25 protein-coding genes and 1 pseudogene are annotated in these 24,421 nt (G+C 38.3%); 8 read left to right on the forward strand and 18 right to left on the reverse strand.

Annotated features, from left to right (window positions below):
• Positions 1-11: 11 nt before the first annotated feature.
• From B7696_RS02080 to B7696_RS02090, 3 genes are read right to left on the reverse strand one after another with little or no spacing between them, the layout of a single operon-like run.
• Positions 12-1,361: a sensor histidine kinase gene (locus B7696_RS02080; RefSeq protein WP_084861868.1), complete on the reverse strand. Its 1,350-nt coding sequence runs from the start codon at positions 1,359-1,361 to the stop codon at positions 12-14.
• Between the two features lie 13 nt (positions 1,362-1,374).
• Complete coding sequence (locus B7696_RS02085; protein WP_084861870.1) at positions 1,375-2,112, reverse strand: response regulator transcription factor; 738 nt, start codon at positions 2,110-2,112, stop codon at positions 1,375-1,377.
• A 4-nt stretch (positions 2,113-2,116) separates the two neighbouring features.
• A complete protein-coding gene (locus tag B7696_RS02090; protein ID WP_084861871.1) occupies positions 2,117-2,455 on the reverse strand; it encodes a LytTR family DNA-binding domain-containing protein in 339 nt (112 codons plus the stop codon).
• A gap of 276 nt (positions 2,456-2,731) precedes the next feature.
• Between B7696_RS02090 and B7696_RS02095 the strand changes: the two genes are divergently transcribed.
• Positions 2,732-3,061, forward strand: coding sequence for a helicase BlpT (locus B7696_RS02095; RefSeq protein ID WP_084861873.1), 330 nt, complete (start codon positions 2,732-2,734; stop codon positions 3,059-3,061).
• Positions 3,062-3,123: 62 nt separating this feature from the next.
• On the opposite strand, the gene B7696_RS02100 is transcribed toward B7696_RS02095, so the two are convergent.
• Together B7696_RS02100 and B7696_RS02105 are read right to left on the reverse strand one after the other, a co-directional pair.
• The gene (locus B7696_RS02100) at positions 3,124-4,173 is read right to left on the reverse strand and encodes an ABC transporter permease (protein ID WP_084861875.1); all 1,050 of its coding nucleotides are present in this window, start codon (positions 4,171-4,173) and stop codon (positions 3,124-3,126) included.
• A complete protein-coding gene (locus B7696_RS02105; protein WP_050251578.1) occupies positions 4,170-4,901 on the reverse strand; it encodes an ABC transporter ATP-binding protein in 732 nt (243 codons plus the stop codon). The genes B7696_RS02100 and B7696_RS02105 overlap by 4 nt, the downstream gene beginning before the upstream one ends.
• 67 nt (positions 4,902-4,968) lie before the next feature.
• Here B7696_RS02105 and B7696_RS02110 point away from each other — a divergent pair, with 67 nt between their 5' ends.
• The 3 genes from B7696_RS02110 to B7696_RS02120 are packed head-to-tail and all read left to right on the forward strand — an operon-like array spanning position 4,969 to position 6,396.
• Positions 4,969-5,379, forward strand: coding sequence for an HIT family protein (locus B7696_RS02110; protein WP_084861877.1), 411 nt, complete (start codon positions 4,969-4,971; stop codon positions 5,377-5,379).
• A gap of 9 nt (positions 5,380-5,388) precedes the next feature.
• Positions 5,389-5,676: a hypothetical protein gene (locus B7696_RS02115; RefSeq protein WP_084861879.1), complete on the forward strand. Its 288-nt coding sequence runs from the start codon at positions 5,389-5,391 to the stop codon at positions 5,674-5,676.
• 60 nt (positions 5,677-5,736) lie between these two features.
• Positions 5,737-6,396, forward strand: a complete 660-nt coding sequence (locus B7696_RS02120; RefSeq protein ID WP_084861881.1) for a hypothetical protein — start codon at positions 5,737-5,739, stop codon at positions 6,394-6,396.
• 77 nt (positions 6,397-6,473) lie between these two features.
• Here B7696_RS02120 and dnaJ read toward each other — a convergent pair whose 3' ends face one another.
• The 6 genes from dnaJ to B7696_RS02150 all read right to left on the reverse strand — a co-directional run bounded on the left by dnaJ (position 6,474) and on the right by B7696_RS02150 (position 13,080).
• Positions 6,474-7,610 (reverse strand): molecular chaperone DnaJ, encoded by a 1,137-nt coding sequence (gene dnaJ, locus B7696_RS02125; RefSeq protein WP_001066308.1) that lies wholly within the window; start codon positions 7,608-7,610, stop codon positions 6,474-6,476.
• A gap of 268 nt (positions 7,611-7,878) precedes the next feature.
• Entirely contained in the window at positions 7,879-8,511 is a 633-nt protein-coding gene (locus B7696_RS02130; RefSeq protein WP_084861883.1) for a DJ-1/PfpI family protein, read from the reverse strand.
• A 111-nt stretch (positions 8,512-8,622) separates the two neighbouring features.
• Positions 8,623-10,446 (reverse strand): molecular chaperone DnaK, encoded by a 1,824-nt coding sequence (gene dnaK, locus B7696_RS02135; RefSeq protein ID WP_084861885.1) that lies wholly within the window; start codon positions 10,444-10,446, stop codon positions 8,623-8,625.
• Between the two features lie 375 nt (positions 10,447-10,821).
• Positions 10,822-11,346, reverse strand: coding sequence for a nucleotide exchange factor GrpE (grpE, locus tag B7696_RS02140; protein WP_084861887.1), 525 nt, complete (start codon positions 11,344-11,346; stop codon positions 10,822-10,824).
• 26 nt (positions 11,347-11,372) lie between these two features.
• Complete coding sequence (hrcA, locus tag B7696_RS02145) at positions 11,373-12,407, reverse strand: heat-inducible transcriptional repressor HrcA (RefSeq protein WP_084861889.1); 1,035 nt, start codon at positions 12,405-12,407, stop codon at positions 11,373-11,375.
• Between the two features lie 160 nt (positions 12,408-12,567).
• The gene (locus B7696_RS02150; protein ID WP_084861891.1) at positions 12,568-13,080 is read right to left on the reverse strand and encodes a DUF2812 domain-containing protein; all 513 of its coding nucleotides are present in this window, start codon (positions 13,078-13,080) and stop codon (positions 12,568-12,570) included.
• A 537-nt stretch (positions 13,081-13,617) separates the two neighbouring features.
• Between B7696_RS02150 and hsdR the strand changes: the two genes are divergently transcribed.
• Genes hsdR through B7696_RS02170 form a run of 3 tightly spaced genes read left to right on the forward strand, consistent with a single transcriptional unit; the run spans position 13,618 to position 18,977 of the window.
• Entirely contained in the window at positions 13,618-15,951 is a 2,334-nt protein-coding gene (gene hsdR / locus B7696_RS02160; protein ID WP_084861895.1) for an EcoAI/FtnUII family type I restriction enzme subunit R, read from the forward strand.
• 12 nt (positions 15,952-15,963) lie between these two features.
• Positions 15,964-17,427, forward strand: coding sequence for a class I SAM-dependent DNA methyltransferase (locus B7696_RS02165; RefSeq protein WP_084861897.1), 1,464 nt, complete (start codon positions 15,964-15,966; stop codon positions 17,425-17,427).
• Positions 17,427-18,977: a restriction endonuclease subunit S gene (locus tag B7696_RS02170; protein ID WP_084861899.1), complete on the forward strand. Its 1,551-nt coding sequence runs from the start codon at positions 17,427-17,429 to the stop codon at positions 18,975-18,977. Before B7696_RS02165 ends, B7696_RS02170 begins: the two co-directional genes overlap by 1 nt.
• Here the strand turns inward: B7696_RS02170 and B7696_RS02175 are convergent.
• The 4 genes and pseudogenes from B7696_RS02175 to B7696_RS10690 all read right to left on the reverse strand — a co-directional run.
• Complete coding sequence (locus B7696_RS02175; protein ID WP_239822185.1) at positions 18,931-19,503, reverse strand: restriction endonuclease subunit S domain-containing protein; 573 nt, start codon at positions 19,501-19,503, stop codon at positions 18,931-18,933. The two genes, B7696_RS02170 and B7696_RS02175, sit on opposite strands and share 47 nt — an antisense overlap.
• Complete coding sequence (psrA, locus tag B7696_RS02180) at positions 19,490-20,287, reverse strand: tyrosine-type DNA invertase PsrA (protein ID WP_084861901.1); 798 nt, start codon at positions 20,285-20,287, stop codon at positions 19,490-19,492. The genes B7696_RS02175 and psrA overlap by 14 nt, the downstream gene beginning before the upstream one ends.
• A gap of 56 nt (positions 20,288-20,343) precedes the next feature.
• Positions 20,344-21,582, reverse strand: a complete 1,239-nt coding sequence (locus tag B7696_RS10080) for a restriction endonuclease subunit S (RefSeq protein WP_142358820.1) — start codon at positions 21,580-21,582, stop codon at positions 20,344-20,346.
• Positions 21,573-21,660: pseudogene (locus B7696_RS10690) on the reverse strand (type I restriction endonuclease); the annotation flags it as partial. The gene B7696_RS10080 and the pseudogene B7696_RS10690, both read right to left, overlap by 10 nt.
• Before the next feature lie 116 nt (positions 21,661-21,776).
• Here B7696_RS10690 and B7696_RS10395 point away from each other — a divergent pair.
• The gene (locus B7696_RS10395) at positions 21,777-21,884 is read left to right on the forward strand and encodes a glutamine synthetase (protein ID WP_142358823.1); all 108 of its coding nucleotides are present in this window, start codon (positions 21,777-21,779) and stop codon (positions 21,882-21,884) included.
• 95 nt (positions 21,885-21,979) lie between these two features.
• On the opposite strand, the gene glnA is transcribed toward B7696_RS10395, so the two are convergent.
• The 3 genes from glnA to B7696_RS02205 all read right to left on the reverse strand — a co-directional run bounded on the left by glnA (position 21,980) and on the right by B7696_RS02205 (position 24,323).
• Positions 21,980-23,326 (reverse strand): type I glutamate--ammonia ligase, encoded by a 1,347-nt coding sequence (gene glnA, locus B7696_RS02195; protein ID WP_084861904.1) that lies wholly within the window; start codon positions 23,324-23,326, stop codon positions 21,980-21,982.
• 36 nt (positions 23,327-23,362) lie between these two features.
• A complete protein-coding gene (glnR, locus tag B7696_RS02200; protein WP_000659548.1) occupies positions 23,363-23,719 on the reverse strand; it encodes a transcriptional repressor GlnR in 357 nt (118 codons plus the stop codon).
• Positions 23,720-23,795: 76 nt separating this feature from the next.
• Entirely contained in the window at positions 23,796-24,323 is a 528-nt protein-coding gene (locus tag B7696_RS02205; protein ID WP_000119915.1) for an FUSC family protein, read from the reverse strand.
• Positions 24,324-24,421: the final 98 nt, after the last annotated feature.

A 24,421-nucleotide genomic window follows, 5' to 3' on the forward strand; every position in this document is an offset into this window, starting at 1 on the left:
CCACAAATCTTCTAATCATCAACTGACATCGAGTGAACTGTTAAAACTTGACGAAAGATTTGATTTTGACAGGTGGTATTTAAACTGGCATTGGGATAACTTTCCACAATCTTCATAACGGTATAGAGACCGACACCTCTCTCCTCCCCTTTAGAACTAACTCCAAAGGAGAAGATTTCAGAAATATCTATGCCCTCTTCTTTGATGGAATTTTCGATGATGAAGGTCTCCTGTGCTCCGCTTTTTAAAAAGGCGATTGAAACATGAGGTTGACTGGCCTCTGCACTGGCTTCAATAGCATTGTCACAAAGGATAGATACAATGGTTAGAAAATCAAGCAGTCTCATTCCCTCAACCTGAATCTCTTCAGGAACTTCGACATTAAAGACAATGTCCTTTTCTCTAGCTTTTATAAATTTTCCAGCTAGAAGACTTTTGAGGGCACGATCCCGAACATTCACCAATCGGCCAAGGTCATATTTATTATCCTGCAATTTTTCACTAGAATCCTTTAAGACCGAGTCATAGATCTCTTTTATCTGCTCCATATCCTCCTCTTCAATACCCAGACGTAAACTTGTTAAGAGGTTGGTGTAGTCATGGCGAAAACTCCTTACTTCCTTGTAAAGTTCCTCTATATGCCGACTATAGCGTTCCATATCTCTATAGCGCAAGACCTGCTCTTGGTCCAGTCTCTCATGGAGTTTGTCCTTCAAATAGGTATCCAATTTCTTGATAATCCCCATAAAAAATAGGAGGTAGAACACTAGGATGAGATGGCGAACAGTCGTTGATTGAATACCTTGCTCATATTCAAAGAAAGACAGACTTTGCATCACTAGATAATAAGCCCCCATTATCCAGTTAATCGTGGTCAGGGACTTTTGAAAACCTTTATCGAGAATCTCCTTTCTCAAGTTAGTGAAATCATAGTCCAACCATTTCAAAAAGACTAAAACTATGAAGCAAACGAATATCGTCATCAATAAAAAGATAGGATTGCTACCTTTATCTACAATTTCTTGTCCCCAAAATGGAAGCACAAAATAGGAGACCCCTCTATAAAAGAGATTCACCAATATCATTGGAAAGAGACCATAAAAGAAGAGGAGTTTTTTAGGAAGCCCTCTTAACAGTAAGAAAGACAAACCTATACCGTACAAGGGTTCCATAAAATAAGATAGATAATCATTTCCTACTATATAGCTAATCATTACAAAAACAACTGCCAAAAGTAGCTTAAAAAGAAAGGCCTTAAAAATTCTCTCAAAATTGAGACCAATTCCATCTACCTTAAAGAAAATAACAATTTTTAGCCCATTAGTAATAAGCGTATACAATAATAACCAAGCAATATTCATAAACTCTCCTAGCTCAATGCAAGTTATTGATAGCTTCAGATACTTCCCTGACCTTATAACGCGCGATTAGACAGCTTCCCCCATTGGGAAAGAAAAGAAGTTTTTCTTTCTTATCCAAACGAACTACATTGGCAGGATTGATGAGAAAAGAGCGATGGCACTGCAAGAGACGAGGCTCCTGCTTGAAAACCTCCTCTAAACTCGCTGTAAATTCCAGCCTGTCTGTCTTGGTATAGAGAATAACACGATGGGCTCTGGGCGACGTTTCGAGATAATAAACCTCTTTAAAAGGATACTGGAATTGGGCAAATTTTGATTTAAAGTAAAAGCAATCTTCCGCCAGACTTTTACTGTCTTGACTATTGGCATAGAGGAGGGCTGTCTCGATACGAGATTCAAACTCTTCTGCCGAAAGGGCCTTATCAATGTAGTCCAAAGCAGACACTTGGTAGCGAAAGGACAGGGGCATAAATTCCGAGTGAGTTGTCACAAAGACAATCAGGGCATACGGATCCCGATCCCGAATCTTTCTAGCCACTTCCAGACCCTTCATCTCCTCATTTCGAATCTCAATATCCAAAAAGAATAGCTGATGGGCTCCCTTCTCATGCACCTCTGCCAGCAGTTGATCTGGCTTACCAAAGACTTCAAAAGAACTGGGAATGATATGATGTTCTTTCAAGAGTTTCTCAATGGTCGTTTCAATCCTAGTCTGTTGGGAAAAATCATCTTCTAAAACAAATATTCTCATCTTCTTACTCTCCTTGTTTCAACCATTTTTGACGAATTTCTCTATAGCGACGTCTAGCATACTTGACAGCGTATTGACCTTCTTCTCCAAGAAAAAGGATTCTTTCTTGAAAATCAATCGATTTTACTTTATCAAGATTGACCAAACAATTTCGATGACACCTCATCAAGGTTTCTCCATATTGGTTCTCAAGATTACTTAAATTTTGAACCATATTAAAACTAGCCTCTTCTGTAACAATCTGTACGGTATGGGCTTTAGTTGGATGTGCTTGGATATAGTAGATATCGTCGACGTTTACTTTATAGACTGTTTTCTGTGTCTGAATAATCATATGTTTCATTGGATTCTCCTCCTAAGAAAAGAATAACAGAAAAGGTCTAACACAAGCCCACCCAATCCTAAACAGTCTTTGAAAACTCCTAAAAGGACTATTTTTCTACAACATCATGATGAGCTTACAACTATTTTATCATAAAATCTTAACAGTACCATTCAGGAAATTTCAAGGACAATTAAAGATTTGAAGGTGAAAAAGGAGATAAAAGTGATAAACTGACAGTATCAAAATACAATTGCTAGAAGTAAGACTGGCACCCAGATTAAAGGAGGAATTCTCATGACAGATGCAGACCCTATCAAAAGAGCTCAGACTTTGATTACTGACTTAAACAAAGCCTATCAAGCATGCAAACAGGCAACCGCTGACGACGTCCGCTTTCAGGAGCAATTAAACTCTATTCTTGGCTTTCTAGCCAAGGCTGAAACAGTGGATAATCGAGTCTTGATTGAACTGGAAAAATTTTACCAGACTTCCAGTCTTCTCATGGGACTCAGCGCTCTTGATCCAGATGCTCCAACTCGCGCCGCTTGGCGGGCCTATGACCGCTTCCACTTTGACCAAGTCAAGACCAAGTTGAGTCTCTACGGACCAACCATTATCTTGTAGAAAATAAAAGAAGCTGAGACAAACTGAACTCAACTTCTTTTTTAGTGTCATATAAGTACGTTTTAGTCCTGCATCTGACGTTTCACCTGATAAGGCAGGTACAAGACTTGTAAAACAAAACCAGCACCCAACAAGGCTAGAAGGGCTAGTTTTTCTTGGAAGGTAATCAACCCGACAACTAATTCCACTACTAAGACAAAAATGGTCAATCCTCGGACTACAGCCTGTAAGCCTTTTTCCTTTTGCCCCTTGTCCAGCGGAAAGAGTTGGGTCAAATACTGGTAGTCAAAGGCATGATAGAGGGCCAGCAACTGGAAGAGCAAGAGGTAGTTAAAGAGAACTACCACTGCTGTAGCAATCCAAGCTTGCTCGATAAAGACCTGCGCCAGCAAAGAAAGCAAGAGAAGACGAAGACTGAGAGCAAAGAGGTCTCCATTTCGCAGATAAGAACGCAGATAGAGATTTTGCCAAATCTTTCCAGGCGCCTTCTGAACAGCCTTTAGGATAAAGTCCAGATAGGCACGACGCTTGACGCTGTTTGAAATTCCCTTTACCTGCGTAAAGAGGGCAAAGAAACGAAGCAAGAGTTGCTTACGCTTGCTTTCTTGGGAAATGACATAGTCCCAGTTCAGTCCAGTTTCCGTGAAAAATTTGCTGGCCTTTTGACGAAAGAGGAAATATTTTCCTACCCCCAATAAAAGCACATAGACCAGAAAAACTGGTAAGCCATAACCCATTGCTAAAAATAAAGGCGCAAATAACAGCAAGAAAAGGGTCTGTACAAAGAGCCAAAAGACTAGGGAAATGCCAGTTTGACGCTTAAGATGGAGTTTGATTTCCTCTTCTCCAACCAAGAGAAAGAGCTTGTCTGGAGCCTCCATATAAGTGGCAATTCCTCCCCAAAGCAACAGTAAAACAGAGGTAATTCCTACAAATAAAAGGATGGGCCAATGATTTTCAGGAAAATCTTGTAAGAGTTGACTGTACTGGTAGGCTAGAAAGCCCAGCAGAACAAGCAGGAACAAGACAAAGTGGTCATTGAGAACATAGCGCAGATAACCAAGACACTCCTTACGAAAAGCCTGCTTTCTCTTTAAAAACAAGTCTTTCATAGCTCCTCCTCTTTGGTCAGAGCCAAGTAAATATCATTCAAACTAGCCTCAGGCATGTCAAAGGCTTCGCGCAGTTGCAGGAGATTTCCCTTAGCACGCACCTCACCCTTGTGGAGAATGACAAAGGCATCACACATCTTCTCCGCCGAATCCAGCACGTGGGTACTCATGAGAATGGACTTGCCTTTTTGCTTTTCCACTTCCAAAAGCTGAATCAAGTCCGCAATAGCTAGCGGATCAAGACCAAGGAAAGGCTCATCCACGATAAAAAGACTCGGATCCACCACAAAAGCACAGATAATCATGACCTTCTGCTTCATCCCTTTTGAAAAATGAACAGGGAACCAGTCTAATTTCTGGTCCAGACGGAACATTTTTAACAAGGGCTCTACTCTCTCAAAAGCCACTTTCTGCTCAATACCATAAGCCATGGCAACCGTTTCGATATGCTCTCTGAGGGTCAATTCCTCATACAAGCTAGGTGTCTCAGGAATGTAGCCAATTTGCTTGCGGTAGCTCGTTGCATCTTCTTGCAGGGTCAAGCCATTGATATTGATAGAACCGCTATAAGGTGTCAACAGACCGATAATTTCATTGATTGTCGTTGATTTCCCAGCACCATTGAGACCAATCAAACCAACCAACTGCCCACTTTCAACGGTAAAGGATACATCTTTCAAGACAGGGACATGGACATAGCCACCTGTCAGGTTTTTAATTTCTAACATATTTTCTCCAAATCTGGTATAATGTAGCTATATTATATCAAAATTCAATACAGTAGAGGTAGATTTTATGTCAGATTGCATTTTTTGTAAAATCATCGCAGGGGAAATTCCTGCTTCAAAAGTATATGAAGATGAGCAGGTTCTTGCCTTTCTTGATATCTCTCAAGTGACACCAGGACACACCTTGGTCGTGCCAAAGGAACACTATCGCAATCTTTTAGAAATGGATGCTACTAGCGCCAGCCAACTCTTTGCCCAAGTACCAACAGTGGCTCAAAAAGTCATGAAAGCTACTAAGGCCGCTGGTATGAATATCATTGCTAACTGTGAAGAAGTCGCAGGGCAAACAGTCTTTCATACCCACGTTCACCTCGTACCTCGCTACAGTGCGGACGATGAGCTCAAGATTGATTTTATCGCACACGAACCAGACTTTGACAAACTTGCTCAAGTCGCTGAAACCATCAAAAACGCATAAGGAGTTGCTATGAAATTATCCAATCTACTGCTATTTGCAGGAGCTGCAGCCGGAAGTTATTTGGTCACAAAAAATCGCCAAGCCATCACAGATGAAGTCTTGAATACCACTGACCGCGTTCAAGCTATCAAGGACGATGTGGATATTATCCAAAACAGCCTGCAAATCATCGACCAGCAAAAAGAACTCATCAAAGAATACCAAGAAGACCTGACTTACAAGTTTAAGGTCTTAGAAAAAGATATCCAGACTAGACTAGCTGTCATCAAAGAAACACAGGAACTAGAAGATAAGTAAAAAGAGCTATCAACTTTCCTTTAATCCATTTTAGGTTGTCATATCCAAACAAAAAGAGGAATGAAAATAAAACAGTTTTTTAAAATTCTGGCTAAGATCATCCTAATCCCTTGTGGTTGCCTTAGCCTTCTTGCAGTCCTAGCATTTCTACTACTGTTCTTTGCTTTCAGAGCCTCACCGAGTGACATCCGAAAAGGGAACGAAGACTTAAAACAAATCTTTACCTCCCTTGACATGCCTCCTAAGAAAGTAAATTCAAATGGAAGGTATCAATTCGAGGGTGGGGGCTTGAATTTTTATGTTACTTTCTCAGATGAGGTCATCAATAGCCACCCTGTCCTAAAAGAAAGTCCAAAACTCACCAAAAACCGACTCGAAGTCTATGTCCTACAGACTGGAGAGATTTCATACTATAAAGTAGGGGATAGCTTGTTCAATCACGGTTTATTGCAATTTTTAGAGAAGGAAAGTAGGAATTATTTACAAGAAATCGGAAAGAAACCAAATCCTGATTACTCAGTTCTATATTGGAAAGATCAGGAAAGTCTAAAAAAAGGAATCGTATTCTATGAAAAGGCCTTGACTTTAGTGGATATTCAGGATAATTCGGCAATCAATCATATTGATACCATTACTATTAAGCCTGGTAAGGAAGCGGAAATCAAGCAACTCATCCAAGATATGGATGCAGCTGGCTTACTCAAGCAAAAGTATAAATAATAGGCTAACTGGAAAATGATTTTTCGACGCTAAATTTTCAAAGATAACACAAAAAGAGCCCAACGGCTCTTTTTGCTTTATTCTCCTTCAAAGGCATCTTTAATATGATCAAAGAAACCTTTTTTCTTTGGATTGACTTTTAAATCACCTGCAGCTGCGAATTCTTTCAAGGCTGCTTTTTGGCGGTCGTTCAAGCCTGTCGGAGTCACGACATTAACGGTAACGTATTGGTCACCAACTGCACCGCCACGAAGACTCGGAGCTCCTTTGCCACGTAGACGGAATTTCTTACCAGTCTGAGTTCCCTCTGGGATAACCAATTCAACATCACCGTGAACAGTTGGGATATCAACTGTATCACCAAGAGCTGCTTGGACAAAGTTGAGGTTGAGATTGTAGAAGATAGTGGTTCCTTCACGTTCAAACTTGTCGCTGGCTTCCACAGAAACCACTACATACAAGTCACCATAAGGCCCACCGTTAAATCCAGCTTCACCTTGACCAGCTAGGCGAATTTGTTGACCAGTTTCCACACCAGCAGGAATTTTGACATGTACGCTATGCGCTTGTTTTTCATGCCCTGTTCCGTGACAGGTTGTACAGGGATCTTTGATTTCTTTTCCGCGACCGTGACAGACATCACAGGTTACTTGGCGACGCATCATACCAAGCGGAGTCTGCGTATCGACGTTAATGACACCAGCGCCATGACAGCGTCCACAAGTGACTGGACTTGTTCCTGGCTTAGCACCTGAGCCATTACATGTGCTACAGCTTGCTTCACGATTGTACTTAACTTCTTTTTCAGCTCCAAAAATAGCTTCTTCAAAAGTCAAATTCACACGATACTGGAGATCATCCCCTTGACGAGGAGCATTTGGATTACGTGAAGCACCGCCTCCGCCGAAGAAACTTGAGAAGATATCTTCAAAACCACCGAAGCCACCTGCCCCGTCAAAGCCACCGAAACCGCCAGCACCACCAAAACCACCATTGGCACCCGCAGCACCATATTGGTCATAGGCCGCACGTTTTTGGTCGTCACTCAAAGTCTCATAGGCTTCCTGAACTTCCTTGTACTTTTCCTCAGCACCAGGCTCCTTGTTGATATCTGGGTGGTATTTTTTGGAAAGCTTACGATAAGCCTTTTTGATCTCGTCTGCCGAAGCGTTTTTTGACACCCCCAGACGATCATAAAATTCAGTATTGTTCATAATTCAAGATACAAAGGGCGTCAACCGGACACAGCCAAAAAAGGAGTTTTGACGACGGACGCTTGCGTCCTAGAAAACTATCTTTTTGGCACAGTCCGTAGCCCGTGTTCAGTTACTCGAACACCCTTGTTCCTTTCTATTGATATTTTGAATCAAACCTCGATTTAGGTCGGGTTCAATTCCTTTCTGTTATATTGAGTAAGAAATTTGGGAACTCGTGTTCAATTACGAACACCCTTATTCCTTTCTATAATTTATAAGTAAATCATTAGAGGATATTTTCTATACTCTGCTTCACTTGATTAAACTCTTCATCTGATAAAGTAAATATCAAATCCTCTTCAGCATACTCGTTCTGTTCTTTAAAATAATTGTCCGTATTCTCTGCCAACCCTAAACCGAAAATCACTTTTCTTGCAAACTCTTGATGTGCAAAACCGATAGCCGTAATGATCTGTTTATCTTGCACAAGGGCTTTCGGTTGGAAATTCTCACGTGGAAGAAATTCAAAATAGTCAAAGAAGTTTTGCCAAATCCCACCTGTAAATTTCGTATCGTTCAACAAGCCTGCTTTCGCCAATAAAAGGGGCGCTGAAGAAATGGCTGCAATTATGATATCTTGCTCATTAAGACTTCTCAAAAACGAGATCAATTTCTCATCTTGTAGAGCAGGACCTATATTTACCATTCCTGGCAAAATCACACAAGAATAATCTTCTATACGGATCTGATCCAATGTTTTGGTCGGTTGACAGGGTAAGCCATCCTCAGATATAACTATCGAATGTTCTGAAGCTACATAATCAATCGTGATATCAAAAGATAGGGCTAAAGTACTTGTTAAAGTGGTTATCTCATAAAGAGAAAAATTAGGATAAATGATACAAAGTACTTTTTTCATACGCAACATCCTCTATTTTATCGAAAAACAGAGGCTGGGTTGCAACCTCTGGATTTCTTCTTATACTCGCCTGATTTTCAAGTTCAGGATAAAATAGTCCACTGGACTATTTTATTTCTCCGTAAACTCTCCGTCTACGACGTCATCGCCTGCATTTCCTGTTGCTTGTGCGCCTTCTGCTTCTGCTTGAGCTTGTTGCGCTGCTGCGGCTTGTTCGTAGAGTTTAACAGCAAGTCCTTGAGCTTTTTCGTTCAACGCTTCAAGTTTTGCTTTCATTTCGTCCAAGTTGTTGTCTTCTTGAGCTTTCTTAAGGTCATCAAGGGCAGCTTGGGCAGCGTCACGTTCTGCGTCGAAGCCTTTACCTTCAGTTTCCTTGATTGTCTTTTCAGTCGCAAAGATTGCTTGGTCTACTTCGTTACGAAGATCTACTTCTTCCTTACGTTTCTTATCTGCTTCAGCGTTAGCTTCTGCATCTTTCATCATGCGATCGATTTCTTCGTCTGTCAAACCTGAGTTAGATTGGATGACAATTGTTTGTTCTTTTTGAGTTCCAAGGTCTTTAGCTTTAACTGATACGATACCGTTCTTGTCAATGTCAAATGTTACTTCGATTTGAGGAATTCCACGAGGTGCAGCTGGAATATCAGTCAATTGGAAACGTCCAAGAGTCTTGTTATCTGCTGCCATTGGGCGTTCACCTTGAAGAACGTGGATATCAACGGCTGGTTGGTTGTCTGCTGCTGTTGAGAAGACTTGTGATTTAGATGTTGGAATAGTAGTATTGCGATCGATAAGTTTTGTGAAGACACCACCCATTGTTTCGATACCAAGTGACAATGGTGTTACGTCAAGAAGGACAACGTCTTTGACATCACCAGTGATGACACCACCTTGGATTGCCGCACCCATAGCAACTACTTCATCAGGGTTTACTGATTTGTTTGGTTCTTTACCAGTTTCAGCTTTAACAGCTTCGACAACGGCTGGGATACGAGTTGAACCACCAACAAGGATAACTTCGTCGATTTCTGACAAGCTCAAACCTGCATCTGAAAGGGCTTGACGAACTGGAACTTTTGTACGTTCTACAAGGTCACGAGTCAAATCGTCAAATTTCGCACGAGTCAAGGTCATTTCCAAGTGAAGAGGTCCAGCCTCACCAGCAGTGATAAATGGCAAGCTGATTTGAGTTGAAGTTACACCAGAAAGGTCTTTCTTGGCTTTTTCAGCAGCATCTTTCAAACGTTGCATTGCCATCTTGTCAGTAGACAAGTCAATACCGTTTTCTTTCTTGAATTCTGCTACCAAGTGGTCGATGATTTTTTGGTCAAAGTCGTCACCACCGAGTTTGTTGTCCCCTGCAGTTGACAATACGTCGAAGACACCGTCACCCAATTCAAGGATAGAGACGTCGAATGTACCACCACCAAGGTCGAATACCAAGATTTTTTCTTCTTTGTCAGTCTTGTCCAAACCGTAAGCAAGAGCTGCTGCAGTTGGTTCGTTTACGATACGTTCTACTTCAAGACCAGCGATTTTACCAGCGTCTTTAGTTGCTTGACGTTGAGCGTCGTTAAAGTAAGCTGGAACTGTGATAACTGCTTTAGTTACTTTTTCACCAAGGTAGTCTTCAGCATAACCTTTCAAGTATTGAAGAATCATAGCTGAGATTTCTTGTGGAGTGTATTCTTTGCCGTTAGCAGAAACTTTTTCAGAAGTTCCCATTTTAGATTTGATAGAGATAACTGTATCCGGATTTGTAACTGCTTGACGTTTTGCAGCATCACCAACGATGATTTCACCGTTTTTGAATGATACTACAGATGGAGTTGTACGGTTTCCTTCTGGGTTTGCGATGATTTTGCTTTCAGTTCCTTCAAGAACTGCAACTGCTGAGTTTGTTGTACCTAAGTCAATACCGATAATTTTAGACATGTGTTTTTCTCCTTAAATTTTAATTCGAATTTTGATTTTTTGATATTCCCCTTAAGTGGTGGGGACGTGAGCAACTCCCTACGGGATTTCATCACTTATTTTTGAGCCTATTGTCTCAAAAATCCCCTGTTTCAGTAGCAAAAGCTACTGAAACTTTCACCACGGCGGGCAATATCTTCCTTGCAAGCCTCCGGCTTGCTTTTTATCTTTCTTTCATAGTTTAGTGTCGTTTCGGACAAGTTTTCAATGTATTTATGTTACGACACGAGGAGTCGAAATCGATATTATTTCGACGACGAGTTAGTAAGGAGGCTAGGCAAACGCCATAGCGATTGCCGTTTTCTGACGAGTTGCTTTAGCTACCGTCAGAATTGCCTAATTGTAGACCACTACCATTGCTGGGCGTAGGATGCGGTCATGGAGTTTGTAGCCTTTTTGGAAGACTTGGGCGATAGTGTCTGCTGGGTGGTCATCGTCTGCTGGGAGAGTTTGGATAGCCATATGGTAGTTATGGTCAAATTCGCCATCGGCTGCGATTTCTTCGATTCCTTCTTCTTTTAAAGCGTGAATCAAGCTTTCTTGCACCATCTCTAATCCTTTTTTGACATCGTCTGTCAAACCTTCAACGGCAAGTGCACGTTCAAGGTTATCCAAAGAAGGGAGAATCGCTTTTGCCAAGTCCTGGCTACGGTAACGTTGCAAGTTTTGACGCTCTTCATTGGCACGACGTTGGATATTTTGCATTTCTGCATGAGCACGAAGGTATTTGTTTTCGAACTCATCTGCACGTTCATTTGCCAAGTCCAACTCAGACTTCTCAGGAGTTGTTTCTTCAGCTGCTTCCACAACTTCCTCTTCTTGGACTTCTTCTACTTCTTCATTTTTTATATCTTGGGCCATTTTCGCCTCCTTTAATGATTTCAATCTTAATGTACTTCGTAATGATTACTACTGAGGTAGCGGTAAAAATCTGTCAACTTCATGGTCAAAACACGATTGACTACATTGACTTGGTTGATTAGCTGTTGGTAATCCAGATTGACCGGACCGATAATCGCTAGAATTCCAACTCCCCGATAAGGAATGAGGAACTTACTACTAATCACCGCTAGATCTGCTAAACAAGATTCTTGACTGTCCGCAACTCGAACATTTTGCATCTGATCCTCATGCAACCCCTCACGAATCTCCAGAGCTACCTTTTGCGGTTGATCAAAGAACTGATAAGCTGCCAGATTGGCAAAATTCAAGAGATTAACCTTGCCCGCCACCACAATGTTTTCGTTGAACATTTCCTTAAAAATGTGTTCAAAGAGATCGATAACATTGTCCGTTGTTGTAAAGTAACGCTGGATAATCTGCGGAATCTCTGTCCGAATCTTGTAGTGAATATCCAGAACGGTGTGACCGAGGAAACGTTCCTGAATGATGCTCTTCAGTTTCAGCAAATCCTCCTGCAAAAAGTTCCTTGGAATCAGAAACTGACTAGTCACCGTTCGTGACTCGTCTAGGGTGAATACTGCCAAGGCTGTATGTTGCCCCAAAACAACGATATCAAAGGCTGTCAACCGTTGCCTGCTCGGCTCAACATCCAGTGCCACTACCGTACAGCCACTCAAGTCTGTTAGTAGCTTAGCAGCCTCTTGCAGAATATCCTCCAATTTGAAAAATTCCTGATCAAAGGCTTTGACAATCTCATATACCTCATTTTCAGCTAGTCGGTCAAAATCCAGTGAGTGTTTTACATAGTACTGAAAACCAGCAACACTTGGCATCCGACCACTTGAAGTATGAGCCTTCTCAAGCAAACCTTGCTTTTCTAGAGCCGCCATGTCATTACGAATGGTTGCACTGCTAGAGTTAATAGACTCTTGCAAGGCTTTGGATCCGACAGGTTCGTGCGTTTTGGTAAAGATGTCAATAATCAGATTTAAAATATCCTGCTGACGCTCTGTAACCATCTCATCACTCCTCTCTGTCTGATCGATTAGCACTCGATACACTCAAGTGCTAACTTATGATTCTATTATACACCCTTAGAAGAGAATGTCAAGATAAAAACTCAAAAAATTAGCACTCTTTTGTCAAGAGTGCTAAAAATCAGTCTGAAGACCTAGAACCCTACCTTCCATCTACTCGGTATTTACTTTTTAGTCTGAAATAACCATAGATTAGATAAGAAATCATAAAGGCATATAGAGCAAAAATGACAAAGAAAGATTGCGACAGTTCTTCTCTAAACAAACTCATACAAACACCAAGACCGCCTGAGAAAGCAACTGTACATGAACGAAGTCTATATCGCATAACTTCCCATCTGAGCCCCTTACTCATATAGACTTGATCCTCTGAAAGTAAATTAGAAGACGATTTACGAAGAATTGAACAAGAACCTGCTCCTATCAATTCCCAACCTCTATCTCTAAAATCTTGCAGTTCATACTTATACTTTTTAAGAAATCTAGAATCATAGATACAGTAGATAACATCGTCTGGTTGACATTGGTCAAAATAGAACAAACCAAAACGACTAGTTCTATACCTCCAACCTTTCAAATGCATCTCATGTAAATATTCTTCTTCCTTGTCCAAATCAACAATGGTGAAAATCCGAAATTCTACTCTGCTATTCATTGTCTTACCCCAAAATTAGAAAACATGCCTGGCGTTATTTATCAGATAATTCTTTCCACTTTTGAAACAATCTCCAAAAAATATAAGAAATCTGAATCGCAAAAACTATCAATAAAACCCAATCTATTATGAAAATCAAAAACACTACCCAACTGAAAGAACTACCTCCACTGACAAACTTTGAGAAAACCGGTAGTAGAGCTAAAAAGAGAAGCAAAATAGGAAACATCCGCCTCGTTAAAATCCGTTTGACATAAAAAATCTTTATTTAAACAAAAATATTATGGTAAAATTTACGCCAATTTTTGAACTGCTGATGTAGATATTTTATACTTTCAAAATGTTTAAATGTGATTATTTATTTTTGAAAAATAGCGGTGTTATGCGGAGATAATCTGACGCAATGCGAAAGTATATTGCATACTTATTTTCAACAATTCAGCAGAGTGTTTTTATAAGTGTGATATAATAGAAGTATAATTTGTTCTGATAGTTTATTTTATGGAGAAGTAGACTTTTAGAATGCGGAGGTTCAATATGGTTGAGTTTATAAAGTCTAAGAAAGAAATGAGTGAGGAGGATATTAAAGCAAATTTTATCACTCCTGCTATTGTATCCAAAGGATGGAAAAATGGTGAGCATATCGCTTACGAAGAATACTTCACTGATGGTCGAATTGAGGTTAGAGGAGATAAGGCTCGTCGTAAAGAAGGAAAAAAATCAGACTATTCACTGTATTACCAATTTGGAACTCGAATTGCAATTGTTGAGGCAAAGGATAATAAACACAGCGTTCGAGCAGGATTACAACAAGCTATTGAATATGGAGAGATTTTAGATGTTCCATTTGTTTATTCTTCGAATGGTGATGGCTTTATTGAACACGACCGTATCACGAGAGAAGAACGTGAGCTGAAGTTAGACGAATTCCCTACTCGTGAAGAATTATTTTCTCGTATGACGAAGGAAAAAGAATTGACGTACGAAATTACAGAAGCTATCTCAACTCCATACTATACAGACGCCTTCTCAATGAAAACGCCACGCTATTATCAGCAAATAGCTATCAACCGTACTATTGAAACAGTTGCCAGAGGACAAAAACGAGTAATGTTTGTGATGGCAACAGGAACAGGGAAAACGTTCATGGCTTTTCAAATTATTCATCGCCTTCGAAAAGCTGGTTTGGCTAAACGAGTTTTATTCTTAGCAGATAGAAACATCTTAGTAGACCAAACGATGGCTGAAGACTTTAAGCCATTCGAAAAGGTAATGACGAAAATTACACCAAAACTTTTGACTGCTCCTGAAAAATTAAATTCTTTTGAAATTTATCTAGGACTTTATCAGCAACTAACTGGTGAAGATGGAACTGAAACACATTATCAAAAGTTTGACAAAGACTTCTTTGATTTAATCGTAATTGATGAAGCGCACCGTGGCTCAGCTAAGGAAGACAGTAACTGGCGTAAAGTGATTGATTATTTCAGTTCTGCTACACAAATTGGGATGACCGCTACTCCTAAAGAAACCAAGAATGCTTCCAATATGGAATACTTTGGTGAACCAATCTATACTTATAGTTTAAAACAGGGAATCGAGGATGGTTTTTTGGCTCCATATCGTGTTATGAGGGTTAATTTAGATGTGGATGTGGATGGTTATCGTCCAGAAACTGGAAAAGTTGATGCTAACGGACAATTAATAGAAGATAGGTACTACGGCAGAAAAGATTTTGACAAAACCATTGTCATTGATGATAGAACGCAAAGAGTTGCCAAGTTTGTTTCTGATTATATGAAGCAAAACAATGCACGATTTGATAAAACAATTGTTTTTTGTGTTGATATTGACCATGCCGAGCGAATGCGTGCTGCACTTGTAAAAGAGAATCTAGACTTAGTCCAAGAAGACTATCGTTATGTCATGCAAGTAACTGGTGACAACGCTGAAGGAAAAGCTCAACTGGATAACTTTATAGATGTCAATTCTAATTTTCCCGCTATTGTAACAACGTCTAAATTATTAACGACAGGAGTTAATGCTAAAACATGTCGTTTGATTGTTTTAGACTCTAATATCCAATCCATGACTGAATTTAAACAAATTATTGGTCGTGGCACACGTCTTTATCCTCAAAAGGGGAAAGAATTTTTTACGATTATTGATTTTCGAAATGTTACCAATTTGTTTGCTGACCCTGATTTTGATGGTGAGCCAGTGAAGGTGCTGGAAACAGGTGCGAAAACAGTCAGTGGTTCTACGCCCGGTTTCGTAGGTGAGGAAGGCGACCCAGTAGAAAAATATATCGTTACAGACAAGCAGGTTACCATTCTTAATTCGACTGTTCAAGTATTGGACGAAAACGGGAAACTGATTACCGAAAGCCTGACCGACTACACTCGGAAGAATATCTTAGGTAGCTACGCCACTTTGAACGACTTTATCACAGTTTGGCATACGGCGGATAAAAAGAAGCTTATCTTAGACGAACTTTATAAAAAAGGAGTTTATCTAGATGCTATTCGAGAGTCGGAGGGAATATCAGAACAAGAAATCGATGATTTTGATTTACTCCTAAAACTTGCCTATGGTCAAAAAGAATTAACCAAAACAGAACGTATCAATAAACTCAAACAAAGCGGATATTTATATAAATATAGTGAGGAAGCGCGTGCTGTTTTGGAAATTTTACTGGACAAATACATGGATAAAGGTATTGGAGAACTCGAAAGCATTGAAACATTAAAACTTCCAGAATTTCAGATATATGGTGGAACCTTCAAAATCATCAATACTTATTTTGGAGATAAAAAACGATATTTACAAGCAATTAAAGAATTGGAGCAAGAGCTATTTACAGTAGCTTAATGAAAGGAAAGTATGTCAATTACATCATTTGTAAAAAGAATTCAAGATATCACTCGAAACGATGCTGGTGTTAATGGTGATGCTCAACGTATTGAGCAAATGTCTTGGTTATTATTCTTAAAAATTTATGATAGCCGTGAAATGGTTTGGGAATTAGAAGAAGACGAGTATGAGTCAATTATCCCAGAGGAATTAAAATGGCGAAATTGGGCTCATGCTCAAAATGGGGAACGGGTATTGACAGGCGATGAATTACTTGATTTTGTCAATAACAAGTTATTCAAAGAGTTGAAAGAGCTTGAAATAACTTCAAATATGCCTATTCGAAAAACGATTGTTAAATCAGCTTTTGAAGATGCGAACAACTATATGAAAAATGGCGTCTTGTTACGCCAAGTCATCAATGTTATTGATGAAGTTGATTTCAATAGCCCTGAAGATCGTCACTCGTTTAATGATATTTACGAAAAAATTCTTAAAGATATTCAAAATGCTGGGAACTCAGGAGAATTTTATACGCCACGTGCAGCGACTGATTTTATCGCCGAAGTTCTTGACCCAAAACTTGGAGAATCAATGGCAGATCTTGCTTGCGGAACAGGAGGCTTCTTGACTTCGACTCTGAACCGTTTAAGTAGTCAACGTAAAACTAGTGAAGATACCAAAAAATATAATACAGCTGTTTTTGGTATTGAAAAGAAAGCATTTCCTCATCTTTTAGCAGTTACAAATCTGTTTCTTCACGAAATTGATGACCCTAAAATTGTTCATGGAAATACTTTGGAGAAAAATGTTCGTGAATATACGGATGATGAAAAATTTGACATTATTATGATGAATCCACCTTTTGGAGGGTCAGAATTAGAAACAATAAAAAATAACTTTCCAGCAGAATTACGGAGTTCTGAAACGGCTGATTTATTTATGGCTGTCATTATGTATCGTTTGAAAGAAAATGGTCGTGTTGGAGTTATTTTACCTGATGGTTTTCTATTTGGTGAAGGTGTAAAAACTCGCTTGAAACAAAAACTGGTAGATGAGTTCAACTTGCATACGATTATTAGGTTGCCTCATAGTGTCTTTGCACCGTATACAGGAATCCATACGAACATTCTTTTCTTTGATAAAACAAAGAAAACAGAAGAAACTTGGTTTTATCGTTTAGATATGCCAGATGGTTATAAAAATTTCTCGAAAACTAAACCGATGAAGTCAGAACACTTCAATCCTGTTCGTGACTGGTGGGAAAATCGTGAAGAGATTTTGGAAGGTAAGTTCTACAAATCTAAATCATTTACACCTAGTGAATTGGCTGAGTTGAATTATAATTTAGACCAGTGTGGTTTTCCAAAAGATGAAGAGGAAATCTTAAATCCCTTTGAGTTGATTCAGAATTATCAAGCGGAAAGAGCGGCTTTAAATCATAAAATTGATAATGTATTAGCTGATATTTTGCAGTTGTTGGAGGATAAATAATGACACCAGAACAACTTAAAGCAAGTATTCTCCAAAGAGCGATGGAAGGGAAATTAGTGCCGCAAAATCCCAATGACGAACCTGCAAGTGAATTGTTAAAGAGAATTAAAGCTGAAAAAGAAAAACTTATCAGTGAAGGAAAAATCAAACGAGATAAAAAGGAAACCGAGATATTTCGTGGTGATGATGGGAAACATTATGAGAAGTTCGCTGATGGAAGTGTTCAAGAAATTGATGTTCCTTATGATATTCCTGAGAATTGGGAGTGGGTGAAACTAGGGAGTATTGGAATTTGGAATTCTGGAGCAACTCCTCCTAAAGCGAATTGTAGCTATTACTCCTCAGCTACAATTCCTTGGCTTTTGACTGGCGATTTAACAGATAGCTATATAACTAATATTCCTAATAAAATATCTGAATTAGCATTAAAAGAAACATCTGTTAAAGTAAACCCAACTGGTTCTATCCTGATTGCCATGTACGGGGCAACTGTGGGTAAGTTAGGTATTCTAACATTTCCAGCAACGACTAATCAAGCATGTTGTGCTTGCAGTAAATTATTTCAAATCGAAAAACTATATCTTTTTTACTTTTTAATGGCAGAGCGAAATAACTTTAAGTTTCGAGCTGAAGGTGGAGCTCAACCAAATATTTCAAAAAATAAGATAATAAATACGTTTATTCCCCTCCCCCCACTATCTGAACAACAACGCATAATAGAAGCAATCGAATCAGCTTTAGAAAAAGTAGATGAATATGCTGAAAGTTATAATAAATTAGAACGGCTAGATAAAGAATTTCCAGATAAACTAAAAAAATCTATTCTTCAATATGCTATGCAAGGAAAATTAGTTGAACAAGACCCAAATGATGAATCAGTCGAAGTTTTACTTGAAAAAATACGATCAGAAAAGCAAAAACTCTTCGAAGAAGGCAAGATTAAAAAGAAAGATTTGGAGATTTCTATTGTTTCCCAAGGAGATGATAACTCTTATTATGGGAATATACCTATGAATTGGGTTGTTATAAAAATAAAAGATATTTTTTCAATAAATACAGGTCTTTCTTACAAGAAGGGCGATTTAAGCATTAATAATAAAGGTGTTAGAATTATACGTGGTGGTAATATTAAGCCTTTAGAATTTTCTCTGTTGGATAATGATTACTACATTGATACACAATTCATCTCCTCTGAGCAAGTTTATTTAAAACGTAATCAGCTAATAACACCTGTATCAACCTCTTTAGAACATATTGGAAAGTTTGCAAGAATCGATAAAGACTATGATGGTGTTGTGGCTGGTGGATTTATTTTCCAATTAACACCATTCGAAAGTTCAGAGATTATTTCAAAATTTCTATTATTCAATTTGTCCTCTCCGTTATTTTATAAACAATTGAAAGCAATAACTAAACTATCAGGTCAAGCTTTATATAATATTCCTAAAACTACACTGAGCGAGCTATTAATTCCGTTAGCTCCTTTTGAGGAACAGGAACTTATTACTCAAAAAGTTGAGAAACTTTTTGAAAAAGTAAATCAATTTTAGCGACAATTCTCTTTTGTTCTAAAACTGAAGGAATACCTATTATTTTAGATTTTAGATACGAATAATGTCGAGCATAGCCCCTGTTCCTAACAAATAATAGCGTATAGTCTAAGTGGTATTTTAAAAATTTTGCAGATAAGCAAATTGGAGACAGAATTTTTACTCCGTCTGCACCAACAACAAAAGGGAAGTCTATAATCTTAAGATTTCTTGTATGGTCACCAAATATTACAACGTCTGTTTTATAGTCTAGAATCTTAGAAAAATTATTAGAAAATCCTTCAACTAATATTTTAGATTGACTAACTACTGGAATCTTGCCCTCTTTTACAATTTCAGACTGTTTTATTTGATAAGGCTTAGCTGAAATAGTTGTTACAATTTTTTCTAAAGGAGCTAGCAACCAAGTTGATCTTCTTGGAAAATCTATTTCAATTTTAATGTTATTCAGATAATAAGAGACATAATCACAAAAAAATAGCAGATAGTCAATTTGACCACCTGTTATTTTTTTACCAATTAACAATTTTATCTACAATATTTTGTTGTTCGGTAGCTGTTTTTCTTAAATAAATTCGAGTAGTTTCTATACTTTCATGTCCCATCAAATCTGCTAGTAAAGCAATATCGTTATACTTCGCTAAAAAATTCTTAGCAAATAAATGCCTAAAAGAATGAGGGTAAATTACTTTAGGATTCATTTTGTATTTATCAGCATAATTTTTTAACTGTTGAGCAACTCCTCTTGCTGTAATTGGTTCATTAAATTTATTCAAAAATAAATAACCACTTCGGCGATTTTCTGATTCTAACCAATTAAGACAACTATTTCTTAATTTTTTAGGAATATACAGTCTACGAATTTTACCACCTTTTGAGTAAATGTCAAAATAACCGATTTCTACATGCTCTACTTTTAGCTTAATAAGTTCACTTACACGAGCCCCAGTTGCACCTAAAAACCAAACGACAAAATGCCATTTTAAAATACCATCTTTTTTCAAACTACGTTTAAGAAAAAGGTAATCAGCATGGCTAATGACATCTTCTAAAAACGGTTTTTGCTGTACTTTGACAAATTTTAATTTCAAATCATCATGACCAATAAAAGCCAGATATTTATTTACTCCTTGTAGTCGCAAATTGACAGTTTTAGGTTTAAAATTGTCTAATAAATATCCTTTGTATTCAAATAAATCTTCCATTTTGAGTTCGTAATTCTCCAAGAAAAATCGAACACCATAAAGGTACGAACGCACAGTATTTTCAGCTAAACCAGCTTTCTTCAAATGTAATTCAAAATCTTTCAACGTAAAACTCCTATCTTATGTTTGATAGAAATTCCACCGCACGTAAAACTATTATACTAAATTAGTGCGTCAATAATGGCGAAAGATTCTTCGATTTTATCAACGATTCTGGATTGTTCAGGAAGGGGCGGGAGAGGAATAAACGTATTTATTATCTTATTTTTTGAAATATTTGGTTGAGCTCCACCTTCAGCTCGAAACTTAAAGTTATTTCGCTCTGCCATTAAAAAGTAAAAAAGATATAGTTTTTCGATTTGAAATAATTTACTGCAAGCACAACATGCTTGATTAGTCGTTGCTGGAAATGTTAGAATACCTAACTTACCCACAGTTGCCCCGTACATGGCAATCAGGATAGAACCAGTTGGGTTTACTTTAACAGATGTTTCTTTTAATGCTAATTCAGATATTTTATTAGGAATATTAGTTATATAGCTATCTGTTAAATCGCCAGTCAAAAGCCAAGGAATTGTAGCTGAGGAGTAATAGCTACAATTCGCTTTAGGAGGAGTTGCTCCAGAATTCCAAATTCCAATACTCCCTAGTTTCACCCATTCCCAATTTTCTGGTATTTTATAAGGTACTTCCTCATAATAAGAGTTATCATCTCCTTGGGAAACAATTGGAATCTCTAAATCTTTCTTTTTAATCTTGCCTTCTTCAAAGAGTTTTTGTTTTTCTGCTCGTATTGTTTCAAGTAAAACTTCGACTGATTCATCATTTGGGTCTTGTTCAACTAACTTTCCCTGCATAGCATATTGAAGAATAGATTTTTTTAGTTTATCTGGAAATTCTTTATCTAGCTGTTCTAGTCTATTATAACTTTCAGCATATTCATCTACTTTTTCTAAAGCTGATTCGATTGCTTCTACTATTCGTTGTTGTTCAGATAGTGGGGGAAGAGGGATAAGAAGAGCTAAAAGTGTCCCTCTCGAAATTCCGGGAATCATGGACTGAGCTTGTAGTTTAATGTTGGGTAATAATTGTTGCAATTGATATTTTAGAAACACTAGATTTAAGTGAGTAGACTGAATAGCCATAATTTGTCGTGCGATATGTGCTTTTTGAAAATAATTAAAAGCTAATTCACCAATAGTGCCTTTAACAGTAATCAATAAGTCCCCTTTATAAGATAAGACAGTGGGATGATTAGTGTATCTATTGGTATTTACCAAACCATTAGAAAAATTACTAGCTCCAGTTATATATGGAGTGTCACCTACTTTCCCGTCAAAATAATTAGATTTGTTTAAATCTCTCCCAGATAATAGGCTAATAGCTCTCCCCAACCTCACCCACTCCCAAGTATCAGGAATATCATAAGGAACATCAATTTCTTGAGTGCTTCCATCAGCAAACTTCTCATAATGTTTCTTATGTGCTTCAAGTATATAAAAAGGTGTAAAAATACGCCTATAGAGAATGGGGTTGAAATAGGTTTATTGTTGATGAGATTGTAGGTAGTTCATTTTTTTACTTCAAACCGAATATTCGAAATCTCCACCTTTTCTGCAGTTACTCCTTGGTTTTCTTCTACACGTCTGATGATAAATCTAATTTAAAAAAGAATCAAGAGGATTTTTCGAAAAATAAATAGCGACCGAAATCGCTATTTTAAGGGTTATAGGTATTCGTTGGCTTAGACTTCTGTATGACTGCTTGAACTCAGGCAATCTTTCTTCTATATTAGTATTAGTAAAGGTCTAAATAATTATCAATTTCCCATTGTGAAACGAAGGTTGCATAACTTGCCCATTCGATTCGTTTGGCTTCAAGGAAACTAGTATAGATATGTTCTCCAAGAGCCGCTCTGACAACCTCATCTTCTGTCAAAGCTTTCAAGGCATTATGAAGAGTTGATGGAAGATCGGTAATTCCAGCTTCCTTACGCTCTTCTGCTGTCATGATGTAGATATTTTCTTCGATAGGAGCTGGTGCTTCGATTTTGTTTTCAATACCATGCAAACCAACTTCCAAAAGAACCGCCATAGCGATGTATGGGTTTGCCATTGGGTCCACTGAACGCAACTCAAGACGAGTTCCCATACCACGTGAAGCTGGTACACGCACAAGTGGCGAACGGTTACGACCAGCCCAAGCAATGTAAACAGGCGCTTCATAACCTGGAACCAAACGTTTGTATGAGTTAACTGTTGGGTTCATGATAGCAGTATAGTTGTAAGCATGCTTGATCAAACCACCAAGGAAATGGTAGGCCGTTTCAGACAACTGCATTCCTTTTGGATCATTTGGATCAAAGAAGGCATTATTTCCTTCTGCATCAAACAAGGACATATTACAGTGCATACCTGATCCAGCAATACCAAATTTTGGTTTTGCCATAAAGGTTGCATACAAACCATGTTTACGAGCAATGGTTTTAACAACAAGTTTAAAGATTTGAATCTTGTCACAGGCACGGAGGACTTCATCATACTTGAAGTCAATTTCATGTTGTCCAACCGCAACCTCGTGGTGACTCGCTTCTACTTCAAATCCCATTTTGGTCAAGACATTCACGATTTCACGACGTGTATTGTCTGCAAGGTCAGTAGGGGCCAAATCAAAGTAGCCACCCTTGTCATTTACCTCAAGAGTCGGATCCCCATTTTCATCCAACTTAAATAGGAAGAATTCTGGCTCTGGACCAAGGTTGAAAGATTTGAATCCAACTTCTTCCATGTGACAAAGAGCACGTTTCAAATTACCACGAGGGTCTCCTGCAAATGGTTCACCTTCTGTTGTATAGACATCACAGATCAAACCTGCAACACTTCCATTTTCATCTCCCCACGGGAAGACTGTCCATGTATCCAAGTCTGGGTACAAGTACATATCTGACTCATTGATACGTACAAAACCTTCAATAGAAGATCCATCAAACATAGCCTTATTTGACAAGACCTTATCTAATTGTTCATCTGTAGCAGGAATTTCGACGTTTTTCATGGTTCCCAAAATATCTGAGAACATGAGACGAATAAAGGTAACATTTTTTTCCTTGACTTCACGACGAATATCTGCAGCTGTGATTGGCATGAGTTTTCTCCTTAATGTATGACTACTTGCGGTTGTCTAACCGCGACCAAAAGGTGACCGTACTGAAGCAAAGCGACCCTGTTGGAGGAGTTCATTATGAAGTGCACGACGCACCTCAGTCTGACTCACCGCTTTCTTGGATTTCGCTTCACGTTCAGCATATTTTTTCTTAATGGCAGCGATATTATAACCTTCAGAGATATAATCTTTGATTTCAAGCAGACGATCCATGTCATTCAAGGAATACATGCGACGGTTCCCTTCGTTTCGATCAGGCTTAATCAACTCTTGATCTTCATAATAACGAATCTGACGCGCCGATAGATCGGTCAACTTCATAACACTGCCGATAGGAAAAACAGCCATATTTCGGCGAAATTCTTTTTCCTTCATTTACAATTTCCTTCTTTCTGTCTATTATAGTCTAAAAAAAGACAAACGTCAATTGATAATGTTATAAAATGTAACATTATTTTTCTTTTTTCTCTAAAAAGAGCCGAATACGATCAATATCGTAATTTACGAGAATTGCGACAAAAACTCCCATGAAAGTTTCTGATACACGCGCAAATACGTACAAAATTGTCTCTCCACTCGGAATCGATAGGGTAATGATTAACATAGCTGCTACACCACCAATAACCCCTGCTTTGTTATTCATGGCTACATTTGTCATAATGGTTAACATGGTGCAGATTGGAACAACAACCAAGGTCACCCAAAAGGCTTCGTGGAAAAAGGTATTTAATAGGAAGAAGACCAGGGCATAGAGGCCACCGATACTATTTCCTAGAATACGCGAAGTCCCAAAATGGACACTCTTATCAAAACTCTCCCTCAGGCTAAAAACAGCTGTCAAAGCACCGATTTGAAGACCTTTCCAACCAAAAAAGCCAAAAATCAAGAGAACTAGAAAAACAGCAATACCTGTTTTAAAGGTTCGCATACCAAGTTTGAACTGGGATTTATCGAATTTATATTTTTTAAAATAACTCATAATCTCAACTTTCTATTTCCATTTTATCATAAATCGGTGATTTTTATGAGTAATAGTTGAGAGGAAGCGTTTTTATTTTAAGCAAAAGAAAAGAGGAA

Origin of the sequence: Streptococcus mitis (assembly GCF_002096815.1) — a bacterium.
In the GTDB taxonomy this organism is placed as follows: domain Bacteria; phylum Bacillota; class Bacilli; order Lactobacillales; family Streptococcaceae; genus Streptococcus; species Streptococcus mitis_AD.